Origin of the sequence: Methanococcoides burtonii DSM 6242, from assembly GCF_000013725.1 — an archaeon.
Classification (GTDB): Archaea; Halobacteriota; Methanosarcinia; order Methanosarcinales; family Methanosarcinaceae; genus Methanococcoides; species Methanococcoides burtonii.
The window spans coordinates 628,222-643,672 of sequence record NC_007955.1; the positions used below are offsets into that span (position 1 = coordinate 628,222).

15 protein-coding genes are annotated in these 15,451 nt (G+C 42.3%); 3 read left to right on the plus strand and 12 right to left on the minus strand.

What is annotated here, in order from left to right; all coding sequences use genetic code 11:
• Positions 1 to 70 precede the first annotated feature (70 nt).
• Positions 71 to 2,899 carry a heavy metal translocating P-type ATPase gene (locus MBUR_RS03110; protein ID WP_011498742.1) on the minus strand — a complete coding sequence of 943 codons (2,829 nt, stop codon included), beginning with the start codon at positions 2,897 to 2,899 and terminating at the stop codon, positions 71 to 73.
• 85 nt (positions 2,900 to 2,984) lie between these two features.
• On the minus strand, positions 2,985 to 3,188 hold the full coding sequence (locus MBUR_RS03115) for a heavy-metal-associated domain-containing protein (protein ID WP_011498743.1): 204 nt from the start codon (positions 3,186 to 3,188) through the stop codon (positions 2,985 to 2,987).
• A 234-nt stretch (positions 3,189 to 3,422) separates the two neighbouring features.
• On the opposite strand from MBUR_RS03115, the gene nadA reads away from it, so the two are divergent.
• Entirely contained in the window at positions 3,423 to 4,343 is a 921-nt protein-coding gene (gene nadA, locus MBUR_RS03120; protein WP_011498744.1) for a quinolinate synthase NadA, read from the plus strand.
• A 39-nt stretch (positions 4,344 to 4,382) separates the two neighbouring features.
• Here nadA and MBUR_RS03125 read toward each other — a convergent pair whose 3' ends face one another.
• The 7 genes from MBUR_RS03125 to MBUR_RS03155 form a co-directional block, all read right to left on the minus strand.
• Positions 4,383 to 5,255: a 4Fe-4S binding protein gene (locus MBUR_RS03125; protein WP_011498745.1), complete on the minus strand. Its 873-nt coding sequence runs from the start codon at positions 5,253 to 5,255 to the stop codon at positions 4,383 to 4,385.
• A gap of 35 nt (positions 5,256 to 5,290) precedes the next feature.
• Complete coding sequence (locus MBUR_RS03130) at positions 5,291 to 5,623, minus strand: CGGC domain-containing protein (protein WP_011498746.1); 333 nt, start codon at positions 5,621 to 5,623, stop codon at positions 5,291 to 5,293.
• Positions 5,624 to 5,641: 18 nt separating this feature from the next.
• Positions 5,642 to 6,496, minus strand: coding sequence for an ATP-binding protein (locus MBUR_RS03135; protein ID WP_011498747.1), 855 nt, complete (start codon positions 6,494 to 6,496; stop codon positions 5,642 to 5,644).
• Positions 6,497 to 6,524: 28 nt separating this feature from the next.
• Positions 6,525 to 7,760, minus strand: coding sequence for a cation diffusion facilitator family transporter (locus MBUR_RS03140; protein WP_011498748.1), 1,236 nt, complete (start codon positions 7,758 to 7,760; stop codon positions 6,525 to 6,527).
• Positions 7,761 to 7,823: 63 nt separating this feature from the next.
• Positions 7,824 to 9,743, minus strand: coding sequence for a Coenzyme F420 hydrogenase/dehydrogenase, beta subunit C-terminal domain (locus MBUR_RS03145; protein WP_011498749.1), 1,920 nt, complete (start codon positions 9,741 to 9,743; stop codon positions 7,824 to 7,826).
• 35 nt (positions 9,744 to 9,778) lie between these two features.
• Complete coding sequence (locus MBUR_RS03150; RefSeq protein WP_011498750.1) at positions 9,779 to 10,150, minus strand: NifB/NifX family molybdenum-iron cluster-binding protein; 372 nt, start codon at positions 10,148 to 10,150, stop codon at positions 9,779 to 9,781.
• A 23-nt stretch (positions 10,151 to 10,173) separates the two neighbouring features.
• Positions 10,174 to 10,635, minus strand: coding sequence for a NifB/NifX family molybdenum-iron cluster-binding protein (locus MBUR_RS03155; RefSeq protein WP_011498751.1), 462 nt, complete (start codon positions 10,633 to 10,635; stop codon positions 10,174 to 10,176).
• A 178-nt stretch (positions 10,636 to 10,813) separates the two neighbouring features.
• Between MBUR_RS03155 and MBUR_RS03160 the strand changes: the two genes are divergently transcribed.
• The gene (locus MBUR_RS03160) at positions 10,814 to 11,515 is read left to right on the plus strand and encodes a DUF169 domain-containing protein (RefSeq protein WP_011498752.1); all 702 of its coding nucleotides are present in this window, start codon (positions 10,814 to 10,816) and stop codon (positions 11,513 to 11,515) included.
• A gap of 309 nt (positions 11,516 to 11,824) precedes the next feature.
• On the opposite strand, the gene MBUR_RS03165 is transcribed toward MBUR_RS03160, so the two are convergent.
• Both MBUR_RS03165 and MBUR_RS03170 read right to left on the minus strand, forming a co-directional pair.
• Positions 11,825 to 12,232, minus strand: coding sequence for a Mov34/MPN/PAD-1 family protein (locus MBUR_RS03165; protein ID WP_011498753.1), 408 nt, complete (start codon positions 12,230 to 12,232; stop codon positions 11,825 to 11,827).
• A gap of 14 nt (positions 12,233 to 12,246) precedes the next feature.
• Entirely contained in the window at positions 12,247 to 12,651 is a 405-nt protein-coding gene (locus MBUR_RS03170; RefSeq protein ID WP_011498754.1) for a hypothetical protein, read from the minus strand.
• A 121-nt stretch (positions 12,652 to 12,772) separates the two neighbouring features.
• On the opposite strand from MBUR_RS03170, the gene MBUR_RS12850 reads away from it, so the two are divergent.
• Positions 12,773 to 13,921 carry an ISNCY-like element ISMbu2 family transposase gene (locus tag MBUR_RS12850; protein WP_011498755.1) on the plus strand — a complete coding sequence of 383 codons (1,149 nt, stop codon included), beginning with the start codon at positions 12,773 to 12,775 and terminating at the stop codon, positions 13,919 to 13,921.
• A gap of 99 nt (positions 13,922 to 14,020) precedes the next feature.
• Here MBUR_RS12850 and MBUR_RS03180 read toward each other — a convergent pair whose 3' ends face one another.
• Entirely contained in the window at positions 14,021 to 15,433 is a 1,413-nt protein-coding gene (locus MBUR_RS03180) for a TIGR00297 family protein (RefSeq protein ID WP_011498756.1), read from the minus strand.
• Positions 15,434 to 15,451: the final 18 nt, after the last annotated feature.

Consider the following 15,451-nt stretch of genomic DNA (forward strand, 5'->3'; position numbering starts at 1 on the left):
AATAATGGCATGAAGAGGCATTTCTACAACAACAAAAGTGTTGCTGCGAATGCCTCTTCTTAAAAGTAAATTATTTTATTCTGCTTCTCTTCATCAGCAGGGAATTCGTCACGACCGAGACCGAGCTCATTGCCATAAACGCTGCTGCCATTGCAGGAGTGACAAGCACCTGATGGAACACAGGATACAGAATTCCTGCAGCTATTGGGATACCAAGACTATTGTAGCCGAAAGCCCAGAACAGGTTCTGCTTGATCTTCCTCATGGTAAGCCGGCTTAACTTCAATGAAGCCACAACATCAAGGAGATCGTTCCTGATAAGCACTATCTGAGCGGATTCCATGGCTACATCTGTTCCGGCACCCATGGCAATACCAACATCTGCCTGCGTGAGTGCAGGAGCATCGTTGATGCCGTCACCGACCATTGCGACGATCTTGTTCTCTTTCTGAAGCTTCTTCACCTCAGCAGCTTTGTCCTCAGGCAACACTTCGGAAAGAACACGGTCTATACCAGCTTCCGATGCAATAGCAGATGCTGTCCTGCTGTTATCACCGGTCATCATCACAACCTCAATTCCCATACTCTTAAGTTTGGAAACAGCTTGAACTGAGTTTCTTTTAAGCGTATCAGCAACTGCAACGATACCAATAGCATTACCATCGGCTGAGACCAGCATGGCAGTTTTGCCCTGAAGTTCAAGTTCTTCAAGAGCGTCTGTCATACCTGATACATCGACATTATTATCGGCCATGAGCTTGCGAGTACCAAGAAGTACTTTCCGTCCATCGATGGTAGCAGTGACTCCATGACCCGGAATTGAATCAAATGCTGTTGTATCCAGTATGTCAACATTGCTGTCTACAGCTCCATTTACGATAGCCTCACCAAGTGGATGTTCCGACCCCTTTTCAGCCGTTGCTGCAAGAGAGAGGACCTCATCTCTTGAGTGATCGCCAAATGTAATCACGTCTGTGAGCACCGGCTTTCCTTCGGTGAGGGTGCCGGTCTTATCGAACACTATGGTACCTATCTTCCGGGTTACCTCAAGCGCTTCGCCGCCTTTGATGAGAATACCGTTCTCAGCGCCTTTACCGGTGCCTACCATGATAGCCACAGGCGTTGCAAGCCCTACAGCACAGGGACAGGATATCACAAGTACTGTTATACCGATAAGAAGTGAGAACAGGAATGGGCTTGATATCACTGAATACTGGGCAACATCATATAGACCGTACCCGATAAAGAACCAGAACATGAATGAGATGACAGCGATCGCAATTACTGTAACGATGAACCTCCCGGCCACAAAGTCCGCTACTCTTTGAATGGGTGCCTTTGATGTCTGTGCATCTTCCACAAGCTTGATGATCTGTGCAAGTGCTGTATCAGCGCCCACCTTAGTAGCCTTGAACTTAAAAGAACCAGTTGCATTTACCGTTGCACCTATTACAGTATCTCCGGCATTCTTCTCCACGGGAATGCTCTCACCGGATATCATGGATTCATCTATTGAAGATGTTCCTTCCACAACAATACCATCTACTGGAAGCTTTTCACCGGGCCTGACAACTACGATGTCACCTGCAACAACATCCTCCACAGCCACTTCGACCTCTTCATCGTTCCTTATCACACGTGCAGTCCTTGCCTGCAACCCTATGAGCTTCCTTATAGCTTCGGATGTTCTGCCCCTTGCCTTTGCTTCAAGGTAGCGTCCGAATGTTATGAAAGTGATCAACATGGCAGCCGTTTCAAAGAAGGTGTGTTGGTATCCTGGACCGAGATCAATGAAACTGGTAACCACACTGATAGTGTATGCAGCACCGGTACCGGTAGCTATTAGCAGGTTCATGTCAGCGGAACTGTGTCTTAGACCCTTATAGGCACCAACGAAGTACTGTCGTCCCGGGAAGGCCATAACGATGGTCGTAAGGATGAAAAGTACCATCCTGTCGGCAAGTATGGGTGGAACAAAATAGAGATACTGGGGAAATCCTGCACTCATTCCTCCAAGGGCGATCGGGATGGTAAGCAGAACGGCAATGATCAGATTGTTCTTCTGATGTGTCATCTCCGTATCTCTTGCAGCCCTTTCGCGGTCAAGAGGACTTCCTTCCTTTTTCACAGATGCGGTATAACCTATTTCTTCAATGGCTTTGAGCATATCTGCTGCTGAAACCTTGTCGGGATCATATTTGGCACGTGCAGTGGACATGGGGAAGTTCACACTTGCATCGCTCACGCCATCAAGCTTCTTCAGGGCACGTTCAATGTTTGTGGCACAGGCAGCACATGTCATACCCCCGACATCAAATGCCATCTCATCTTTCAGTATCCCATAACCGGTATCTTCAACTGTTTTTTCCAGCTTTTCCGTTGTGAATAGCTGTGGATCATAAGTGACAGAAGCTTTCTCAAGGGGAAGATTGACCGTTACAGATAGCACACCAGATTGTTTCTTAAGGGCATCCTCTATGCGAATAGCACAGGCAGCACAGGTCATGCCTGTAACTTTCAACGTAGTTTCCACAGGCTCCTTATCTGCTTTCTGAGTTACTTTCTCACCATTCTCCTGAAGAAGCTCAACGGGTGTTGGATGTGAGTTGCTTTTTCCCTCTGCATCGACCGTGTCCCCCACCTCGATCGTTTCTGTGTCCTCTGTCAGATCATCCGGGATTCCAGAATTGTCATCCTTCCCTACCTCATAACCTAAACCGAGAATTGCCTGTTCGATCTCTTCAAGGCTGACCTTTTCAGGATCGAAAATGACGGTCGCATTGTTCTCTTCAAGACTTACATCGACACTTTCCACGCCTTTAAGCGCAGAGATGGCTTTTGTAACCCTCTCGTGACAATGCATACATGTCATTCCAAGAACATCTATCTTAGCTTCCATGTTGTTGCACCATTGTTAATAGGATATTTCTGTCTGAAAATACTGCTTACCGTGTAGCATAAAAAAATAATAAAAGGGTAAGGCCTTAAGCCTTGTATCCGGAATCGTTCACAGCTTTTTTGATAGCATCGATGTCCGTTGCATTTTCATCATAGGAGACTTTAGCTTCACCTTTGTCGAGATCGACATCTACGGATGAAACTCCTGCAACTCCGGATATTGCTTTTTCAACATGCATCTTGCAGTGTCCACATGACATGCCGTCAACTTTTATTTTGGTCTCTACCATTTATTTCACTCCCTAAATTAAGAGGGTTTTACATTAATTTATACTTATGCAACATTTTAAGCTGCCGTTAATTACTTAAAGCAACAAATATTTACAACCGCATGATAACAGCGTTAACAGGAAGTATTATCGCTTATCTTACTTAAGTAGAATACAACGATAAAATTGAATAGAATTTATAAAAATCAGGTAAGATTGATATAGCTCAATAAGAGATATTTACATGGTGAGAAGATGCAGGACATGAAAAAGATCATTGAAAGGATCAATATTTTAAAAACGGAACTTGATGCAGTTATTCTTGCTCATAACTATCAGCGTCCTGAAGTACAGGACATTGCAGATTTTACAGGCGATTCTCTTGGATTAAGCCAGCAAGTTGTCAATTCTGATGCAGATGTTATCGTATTCTGTGGTGTTGATTTCATGGCAGAGAGTGCGGCCATTCTAAGTCCGGAAAAGATAGTACTCCTTCCGGAAAAGGATGCAGGCTGCCCCATGGCTGAAATGGTCGATGTCATATCACTTGATGACGAAAAGAAGAAACATCCTGATGCTGCTGTTGTGTGCTATGTGAACTCATCTGCACTGATAAAAGCACAGAGTGATATTTGCTGCACCTCAGCCAATGCCATCGATGTGGTGAACTCTCTCGAGGAAGATGAGGTGATCTTTGTCCCGGACAAGAACCTCGGAAACTATGTTGCAGGTTTCACGGATAAGATGATCTACTCATGGGATGGTTTCTGTCCTACACATCACCAGATGCGTGGCCATGACGTAATTAAAGCAAAAGAGGAACATCCTGATGCACTGTTCCTGGCACATCCCGAATGTCGCACAGAAGTTCTGGACCTTGCTGATGAGGTGTTGAGCACAACCGGTATGTTGAACTATGCAAAGAAGTCCGATGCAAAGGAATTCATCATAGGTACGGAGAACGGACTCCTTCACAGGCTGAGTAAAGAGAATCCGGAAAAGAAGTTATATTATGTTTCCGAGTTCACCATCTGTACGAACATGAAGATAACAACTCTTGAATCCGTCCTCGATGCTCTTGAGAACATGCAGTATGTTATCACTGTACCTGAAGATACAAGGCTTAAGGCAAAGGAAGCCCTTGACAGGATGCTTGCGGTCAAACGTACTATGTGATGTATATATGAAAGCATAGCCTGAAGCATGAACCATGTTTCAGTTCAGGCTTCTCATAACTTTTTCCCACATATCTTTTAGTTTTTCTGAAAACTCACCTGACAATTCATTACCTGAATATTCCATCACCGTTTTTTCCAGGATCATTGCCTCGGTCGGAATTCTGCTAAAAGGAAGTTTTCCTACAACATCGATCCCATTATCCCTGCAATAATCTTCAATAAAGCGAGTGTTCTCTTCATTTATATCGTACCTGTTTATGCAGACCACAGCCGGAATATTAAAGTGGCCGGCTACGCTCAGAACCCGTTCAAGATCATGAATTCCTGATACGCTGGGTTCGGTTACGACTGCAACCATATCAACACCGGTAATGGAAGCAATAACAGAGCACCCTGTTCCAGGAGGACCATCGATGATTATTAGTTCTTTGTCATATCTATCAGCAAGGTCTCTGGCCTTTTCCCTTACAAACGCTACCAGTTTACCACTTGCTTCCTCTCCTACACTGAGCTTTGCATGTGCCATCGGTCCGAATCTGGTTTCAGAAAGATAGGCTTCTCCTGCTTTTCTTTCGACCAACGTTATAGCTCCTTCAGGACAGATGTGAGCACATACTCCACAGCCCTCACATTCGAAGCTATCGACCTTGATATTATCAGTAATTGCATCGAATCTGCAGGCTTCTTTACACAAGCCGCATTGGATGCACAAAGAGTCATCAATATAGGCTTCCTTCAGACCATAGAAGTCGATTGTTTCAATTATCTCCGGATTCAATATCAGGTGCATATCAGCTGCATCCACATCACAATCAGCTATTACAGCGTTTTCTGCAAGCGAAGCAAACGCTGCTGCAATAGTAGTCTTTCCTGTGCCACCTTTTCCGCTTATTATAGTAAGCTGTTTCATGTTATTTCTCCAATCTCAAAATATCTCGGGAAACATCAGTGTGTTCCCATGATGACCCTGACATCACAAATATCCCTGATCGCTTCTGCAAGTTCTTCAGCATAAGGGCACTTCGGGGGGTTAGGGATTGGTTTTATCATGCAGGTGCAGAGGAATATCACTTCAGCTCCTCTCCTTATCATTTCCCTGATCTGCCTAATTGAATCTCTTCCTGGGCATCCTCCGCATGTGACCATGCCAATGATGTCAATCTCCTCATCCTTGAACTCTTCAAGTGTACCTGTCCCATTCTTTATCGCCTTAAAACAGGAAGTGCCCGGACAGGACCTAGAGGCTATTTCACATCTTACTAATCCGATCTTTACCATTAATATCAACTCCTTTGATCATTGTTCAGGACGATCTCTCATTTCAGACAGTGAGGTAACATCCCGGAAAAGCCTGAGAAATCTGTCTTTCCACTCAGGCATCTCATTGACAAAGGGAATGCCCTTCGAATACAATCTTGCTATCTCCCTATCGTAAGGGATCTTCATCAAGATCGGGATCCCCTCTTCAATACAGTATTCTTCTACCCTATTATCACCGATATCGCATCGATTTATCACCACACCGAAAGGTATTCCCAGTATCCTCATAACATCAAGAGCAAGCTTCAGGTCATGGAACCCAAAAGGTGTCGATTCGGTCACAAGGATACAGTAATCGACATTCTTCACCGAAGCAATGACCGGGCAGGCAGTACCCGGAGGTGCATCGATGATGGCAGTCGCATTCTTATCGATATGCTCCTGCAGGGCCTTGATCACAAGTGATGTCATGGGTTCCCCTATCTTCAACAGTCCCTGACAGAACGCAAGTTCTCCATTTACCGACCCTTCGATGACTCCGACTTTCCTGTCCACCTCGCTGATAGCTTTATTCGGACATACAATAGTGCATCCACCACATCCATGACAGAGTGTTGGGAAGATCATTACATCTTCAGGTAAAATGGCAAGGGCATTGAACTGGCAAAAATCTGAACATTTGCCGCAAAGGTCACACTTATTCTTATCAACAACTGGTGTCTTAACATTCACATCCTCTATTTTCTCAAGATCATATCCAAGGAACAGGTTGCAATTAGGTTCTTCCACATCACAGTCGAACAGTTGTGCATCCTTTAAGGAAAGTGCAAGATTTACTGCTACTGTAGTCTTGCCTGTTCCACCTTTTCCGCTTGCTATCGCAATTTTCATTTTCAGGTTCTCCGATTCTTAAATTATATTACTCTGTAGGAGCGGTGATCATACTCAACTCAGGGATCTTCCCAATAAGTGTTTCAACATCTTCCACATCATCCGGCATCTCTAACAGTTTGATAAAGCTGTCATGGAATTTGTGGAATGGACCTCCACCGATGTCCTTTACTATAACAATATTAACATCCTGTTCTTCCAGGTATTCCGCTGTCTTTACACCTCTTTTTCGATCCAGATCAGCAGCAGGGTTCTCACCAATATCCCAGCTCATTATTTTGTTGTCTTTCAGCTCGATGAAAATATAATAGGGAGCTTTTCCAATATGTCTGGATAGCTTCGACTGTAATCCCTCAGGTATCATTATAGGGATCGCGACTTTGAGCACGGATATTTTTCCGGGTTTTACATCGACTGAAATATGTTCCAGATTTGGGATCTCACTTTTAACCGCTTCTTCTATCTCAACGGAAAGCATTTCCACGATTTGTAGGTCGTATTCTCCTGCACTTTCTACCTGCATCTCTCCAAAGACCACAAGACCGGATCTTCTGAGCCTGATATCATCAACCTTGTTAACACCGGGGATATGGTTCACTGAACGCCGGATACGTTCGAGAGAATCACTGTCCAGCCATGCATCCATCAGAGTCAGTGCTGATTCCTTTGCTGTTGTGATCCCAAGCTTGAAGATAATCAATGATATAACAAGAACCCCGACACCGTCAAGCCAGTGTATACCAAACATCGAACCGGTAATAGCAACAACAACGACAATGGAACTAAATACATCTGTATACGAATGAGTAGCATCTGCGATCAATGCCTGTGAACCTATCTGTCTTCCTATTTTGAACTTATACTGTGAAAGGGCATAAATAGTAATTACAGAGAACACAGCCGCTCCAAGCGCCAGTCCCTGATGTTCCAGTTCAACAGGGTCCTTTATACTTTTCAGGACCCCACGGACAAGTTCGACCCCGGATAATAAAATGAGTACTGAGACAAAAAGAGCCACAAGGTTCTCTGCTTTGTAGTAACCATAATGGAATTGTTCCCCGCTACTTTTCAAGCTTAGCTTTAGCCCGATCCACACTGCAAGGGATGTAAAGATATCCATTGATGTGTGAATAGCATCTGCGATAAGGGAGGAACTGCCTGAATAGAACCCCACGGTACCTTTTATTGCTGCAAGAAAAACCAGTACAATGGTAGAGTTCTTTGAAGCACTTGCACCCAATCGGAGTTTTTCTTTTACAGCCATATCTGGTTCACCCAATAAACAACAAGCAAAAAAAAGATCCCCCATAGGGGTCTTTCATTCCACTTATTCTTTCAGAACTTCACTGATGAACTGACCTTCTCCTACCAGTTCAATGATGTTACCAAGTCGTTCCTTTCCGGGTTTAGTTCTATATTTGACAAAGGTCTTACCTACCTTATCTACAAGGGATGGAATCTCCTCTTTTGTGCAGAATGTTTTTAGGAGAACACCATTAGTTGGCCTTCTTCCATCGTTCCCGCCGATCCAGACAGAATAACCTTTCTGATCTTCAACCGCAGCCTCGTGTGGGCATCCCCGGACACACCATCCACAGTTGATGCAGAGGTCCCTGTCAATGACAGCTTTTCCTGAGATCACAGAGATAGCATTCAGTTTGCACAATTCACTGCATCTTCCGCATCCTGTACATTTCTCCGTATCGACCTTCGGCCGGAGCTGACCTACAATACCAATGTCATTACTCTCTGCCCTTACACAACTGTTCGGACATCCGGCCACACCGATCTTCATTTTGTGTGGAGTGAGCTTCTGGGCGAATTGCATTGTAAGTTCATTTGCAAGATCTTTAGTAGTAACGAGTCCCTCGGGACAGTAGTCCATTCCCGGACAGGCATTAGCATAACCCATTCCAATGGTCTTGAGACCACTACCATAGACATCGGCCATCAGGCTATCGACATTTTTGCCTTTGACACCCTGTATCTCAACACTCTTCCTTGAGGTAAGCTCAAGGCTGCCATCTCCATACTTCTCTGCAAGTTCAGCAACCCTGGCAATGTAATCATGCTGTACGATACCGGAGTTGGTTTTGATCTTCACAAAATTCGTACCATTCGCCTCTGGTCTTACGCCGGGATAATCACGTACCCAGTAGAAGTTCACCTTCTTTCCACCATCAAGACGCTTATCAAGCTCTTTGTTGAACTTTCTCATCTTGATAGCTGCAAAGTCCTCTATCATACTGATATCGACATCATCGACGGTCTCTATGTATCCAGCTTTTTCTGCTGCTTCAAGAAGTTCCAGGCCCTTATCATTGCGGGCTATTAAAGTGGTCCATCCGGTAGATGAGCCAACATGTCCTGCTGATATATCTGCAACTTTGGAAACAGCATCCCTGCAGATACGGCATCCATCCCATACACAGTCAGCGATGTCCTTCAGGGAGATCTCAATTTCCCCGTCATCGGTAGTTACGATCATCACATCAAGTCTGATAGCATATTTTCTGATCTTGTCCAGATCGATACCTATACTTTTCATGTGCTCGGATAACTTTTCGTAGTTAAAGTTCTCCATGCAGAACAGACCGATCGTATATGGTATATTTGGAATGTCAGCTTTTTCACCATTCATTCCGACTTCCATCGGGTGAACGTTCAGACCTGTGAAGAACTGTGTCCTTCTGGTTCCGTATGTCTGGCATGGAACACCTACCATTGCGACATTTTTCAGTTCATCCTTGCTCTGGCGTAGTGCAGCCATCACAGGAACTGCTGAATATTTGGCACCCTGGGTGTCCAGGAGTTCTTCTTTGCTCGCAACGATGCAGGAATCCGGTTTTGTAAAACCTGCAGTAGTAACAGCACCATCAATGAGACCATTGTCAAAGCAGTATCCAAGGAGAGCGGTCACTGCTCCTCCATCCTGTCCTTTTTCAGCGATTGAAGGATCTGTGGCCCTTGCAGAAACGATCTTCTGGTACTGGCCGATAAGTGATGGTGGCAGTGATTTGAAATTGAACACGTTCATTGAGATGCGAGCTGCATCTGTCATGACACGCTGGCAAACATCCTTACAGGCGCCTTCTCCATTCCTGTAGCATTCTTCCTTTAATTTTGGTCCGTTCTCATCGAATTCGATTATCTCATAGGGGCAAACCGCAGCACAGGCACCGCATAAGGTACACATTCCGGTATCTACAACTGCATCTTTTAAGAACCATTTATATTCTTCTGACATTGGTCTCACCTCATTTTAGTTTTTACGCTTTATTTTCAGTGGTTGTGATGGTGGTCGTGGGTCTGGCAGGCATTTTCACTCGTGGCCTTTGGGAGTTTGCCGGCTTCCCATGCCATTATAGCCTCTTCCACTGTTCCTTTGGCACCAACATATACTTCCATACCAAACTGTTCGAATTGCTGTACAGCCTTGTCCCCAAGTCCCCCACAAAGCATGACATCAATTCCTTCCTGTGACAGGAGCTCTGGAGGAAGCCCTACTCCTCCCATATGTTCACTTTTATTTTCAATCGTTCTAATTTCATTCGTTTCAGTGTCTTTTATAGTGTAGGTCGGGACCCTACCAAAATGCTGGCCAACGAGATCATCGAGTCCGCCTTTACCGCTTGAAGGTACACATATTTTCATCTTATCACCCCATAGTCCTGAATTTAACGATTCATTCCTCCGCCTCTGCCAGCTCCACCGCCGCCTCCCATGCCTCTGCCGGAGCCGCCCGATCTGCGTCCACCCACCCCTTTGCCGGGTGGAGCTATGGACGCATGTGCCTGTGCTGTTGGGCCGCCAGTTTCCTGCAACTGACCTTCTTTGTACTGACTGATCGCATCTGTAACTGAACCACTGGCTCCTGTCATTACCTGAATTCCGGCTGCAGAAAGGATCGGGAAGGCGTTAGGACCGATGCTACCGGTAAGGAGGACATCGATCCCTTTGTCAGAAATGTTCTGAGCAGCCTGTATACCTGCTCCGCCTGCCGCGGAAGCTGCCGAGTTATCAACTGCTTTGAATTCCATAGTTTCCGAATCTACGATGATAAAGTAGGGACATCTTCCAAAACGTAAATCCAGTGCTGCATTAAGATTTTTATCTGTAGCTGTTACACATATCTTCATATAATTTCCTCATTCATAGTTAGTAATTATTATATAATACTCACATGGGAGTATGTATATATAGATTATCCATAATGCTTATATATATATTCTCATATGAGATGTTACTGGATATACAATTAACAGAGATAAATTAACTTTTATCCCTGATATAGGTACAAATTCCAGAGGTAATAACATGGATTATACAAAAATGAGTGAGACGCTGATTGAAACACTAAAGCTTAAAGGAAAACCAGTAGCAATATCATTATTAAAAAGGGAAATCGATATTCCTGAAGACTTACAAAAGATAGAGATCCCAAGAAGATATTGCCAGATGCTTCAGGATGCCAGGTTCAATGATACGGTCACTTTTGCTACCATGGGTGAGCATGCCTGCAAAGGTGGTGCTGCAGCTATAGGATTACAGGACTATCCTGACAAGATCAAAAGTGGGGAATTATATTTCGATAAACTTGGAAAGGAAATATCCCTGAGTGTTGCTAAGCGTGTTGTAGACAACATGCCAAGACCTGCTCCCGGATCAACCGTTGCAACGATCGTTGCTCCCCTGGACAACACACCAACAAGACCTGATGTTATTATCGTGATCGGAAACACCCTTGTAGCCAGAAGGATCGCACATTCTGTGATCTATAGACGTGGTGGTCGTATGACTGCAAACTTTGCAGGTATCCAGTCCACATGTGCCGATGCTACCGGTTCACCATACATCACCGGAGAAGTTAACATCTCTATTGGTTGTGATGGCGCTGCCAAGAATGCAGGACTCAAGGACGATGAAATGGTTATCGGTATTCCGGAAGAACAGCTTGAGGACATTACTAATATCCTGAAAATGAAAGCAGGAGTCTGGAATGACTGGATGAGATCATAATAATCAAGCATGATGATGCCCTGTAGAACACGTATTTTCTCTACAGGGATATCAAATACCTTAATATTCTTTGTTATTTTGGCTCTGTAGAAATCCTCAATATTCGGACAATAATCAAATATAAAAATATTATTGAATGTGTTGCACGAGATTGGATTATAATCTCAATTCCAGTCTATAGATATGGATTTTGATAGGATTTCTACAGAGCCCTAATATATGCTAATATTAAAGCATGGGATCGAACAATGAAATAAATAAAAAGACAAATAAATTATAGCACATTACAACATCAATTGTTGTAAGGCATCATAAAAGATCTTCATCATCAAATTCGTCTTCGATTTTAACGTCCAGCACTGGAAGTTCTATAGGTTCTCCATCTGCATTGTAGCACTGCCAGTTGCTCTCATCGTATGGCTGGCCAACGATTATGTGACAATTTCCGGTTTTGCCAAATAGTCTCAGGTCTGCATTTGATGGCCTTATATTCGGTCCCGGATGACTGTGAACCGAGCCGACAGATGAAACATTAGGCATCATAAAGAGCTTTATAACAGCATTGATCTCACTTGATTCGGTTCCGGGGAGTATGAGAACTTCTGTTATAATGCCATCCTTTTCCTGTAACAGACCAGCAAATTCATTAGGGGAGGTGGATTCGCTTACTTTGAGAATAAAATCCAGTGTATCAGAAGCAATCCCTTTTATATTCATAATAAGAAGTTGTCTCAGAAGATATTTGAAGTTTGCTGAATGAACACTACTATCCTTGATGTAAAAGACTGGACAAAACTCCAGTTCAAATAGATCACCATGAGATTATTTACAGTTAATACTAATCCGAGTGTTCCAATCGAATATTTGATACTTTTCCATATGTAAGGCATATAAACATGATTCAAACTAACCAGTACTTTATAATTATAGAAAATGATAGCAATATAAAGAGATTTAAGCAGGAATATAGTGTAGATGCCATAATCAAGCATTATGCCTTCAAGGAAAAAATTCGCCTCCTGTCCGTATCCAAGAGCTACCATCGTAGTGATTCCATCACCCACGATATAGAACAAAAATATAAAACGTATCTCCCAAAGAAATTGAAAAATCGATATATCGCCTTTACCACCCATTATGAAAAAATGGGTTTGCTTAGAATATAAGTTTATTGTATATAGGGGGCTGTCAAAAACTTTGGTGTTAGAAAGTTACAACTAATCAATCACAATGAATATATATTATGAAAGTGGATGAATGGTTATGACACCTAATATAACATCCACTTTCGCATCCCACATTGACTCAATACAACTTAAATTAACTGATTGTTTTTCAGGCATTACAACTTTTGAAAAAGCAATCATATCCCATTTTAGTTCAACTGGAAAAAGGAACATTCGAAATGAGAAGGAACTTGTTTTGCATGCTGACAACCATTTTGATCTTTTACATCCTCAGTGCCCCGTATGTGGTTCCAATAAAATAAATAAACAAGAGTATTATACGCGTAAGTTAAAGTTAGCAGAATTTGGAAGTCAAATAATCCACGTACGAAGGTATTATTGCAAAAAATGCTCTAAAAGATTTACAACACCTCTTGACCCAATTGTCAAAAAAGGTCATCAATATGCCAGAACATATGAACAGTATATTGAAGACAGTTATGAAACAGGATATTGTTCATTTAGACATTTACAAAAAATATTCAGTTCACTTTATGATTGCTCCCCATCCCATCAAACCATCTATAACTGGATAAGGAAATCAAACAAAGAAGTGACTTCAGAAGCTACAAAAGAATACTCGGGTTATTATTGCTATGATGAACAATATTTAAAATTGAATGGAAGACGATTTTATAGGCTCAGTTTGATTGATTCAATATTCAATAAACCAGTTGAAGAAATGATCGTTACTAATCTTGAATATGATACAGTAAAGGATTTTATTGAAAAAGCAACATCAAACAGACTAATTTATGCAATATCTACTGATCATCGGATAAAGTACAAATCGATAATGGATAAACTTGAGATAAAACATCAACTTTGCATATTTTATTTGTATAAATTGATTGGAAACGATGTATTCAAAAAGTTAAAATCAAAATTTGTTAGTTACCGTGAAAAGATAAACATGTGTTTAACATTTACAGAAATAAAAGAGATATTTAGAACATATGATGTAAGTATCGCAATCAATAGGCTTCAAAATTTAATAGACGGTATTAAGAAAATTCCATATGCTCTTTATAGATCAATAGACAAAATCACTAGAGATTTTAATAGATTGACTTTGTTTATGGTAGATGGATTTGTTTCTAAAACAACAAATCCAATCGAAAATTATTACAGACAAACATTACCTAATCAGCTAAAAAGAATATTTAAAACACCCGAATGAGTGTTGAATTATTTGGCTGTAAAAAAGAAATACTGGGAAGGTAACATATCAAATAAAGTTTAACATCAAAGTTTTTGACAGCCTCGTATATAGATCACTTTAGAATAATAACAGGTACAATCCTGCAGAAATAATTGCACCTGCAAAGGTAGCAACAAAATTTACACCACTATTGGTCAATAATCCCCTATTCTGCAGTGTCGCACCAAGAAGACTGTCGATGTTCGTACCTAAAAAACCTCCGGCAACCGTTATGACCAAGGCTGCATAAAGACTATCGACCATTGCGAACATGATTGCAAAAATTGCAATTATTGCCGACCCGCCAATCGATGAGAGCTCACCAAGTAATGTCACCCCGCCATCGACTCCAGTTTTCACGGGTTTCAGACTTGTTATCATCCTTGGCTGTTGTTGTGCAGTCGTACCGATCTCACTTGCAAGAGTATCACCAGCAGCTGTTGCTACCGTGCCAAGATATGCAAAGATTATCAGTTCACCATACTGAGGATAGATACCATACGCAATAGCAAGTATAAGGGCAGCTGTGCTGTTACTGAACACATTTTCGTATGTTCGAACCCCATCCTTTCCTTCTGCGATGCCCATCGATTCCTTGAGCTTGTACTTATATTTGGTGAACATGCCACCAAGAATAAAAAATGTCAGAAGAAGTATGAACCAGTAGATGTTACTAAATGCGATTATCAGTACACCGATAAGAGTTGCACTAAGGGAAGCAGAGATGTCAGCTATCTTTGCACAATATGCAAGATAACCAAGGAACATCGAAAAGAGAAGTGCGAACAGTATTTGGTTCGTTGGGATCGAATATCCAAATGAGAAGAACAACCACATTGCCATACCTGAACCAAGTGGAATGGATATGTTCTTATCTATCTTTGAAGGGATCGATTCGAACAATCCGGCAGTTATTGAACCTATCACTGCTACGAAAAATATCATATTATAGGATATGTTCGCACCCTGCCAGTAGACTATCCAAAGACCGGCAATTGATGCAAAGAGAATTCCAATTATTAACATCGTGATACTTGAGGGTATAAAATTTATCCTCGTCTCATCTTTTATGAATTCCCTTTCAGGATAATCACTGTTCATAAGAGACGCATATGATGATCCCTTATGACAACGAACCAACGTTGCAGAACCTAGCCCTATTGTTGAGATGGCAACAACCTGTCCTATAACGAATATTGGATAGTTACAGGCAAAGGAGTCAAGCACAAAACTCACCAGGAACAGTATCAAGATCGAAGCAACAAATGCCTGTGTTGATCTCGTTCTGAGCATCGGATCGAGTCTTTTTAATAAATGTGGTCTGCTTTCAAGATACCTGAGTGAAATAAGTATGACCATAAATATGATTATCAAAACATTCACGCCAACGAAAGGGAATGCAAAAAACGTGAACATGAAGATCATAGACAGTATCAACTGTCCGTGTGCACATGGATCGTTCCGTTTGATAAAATCCGGTATCAAGTTCATCTTTGATTCATATATTGC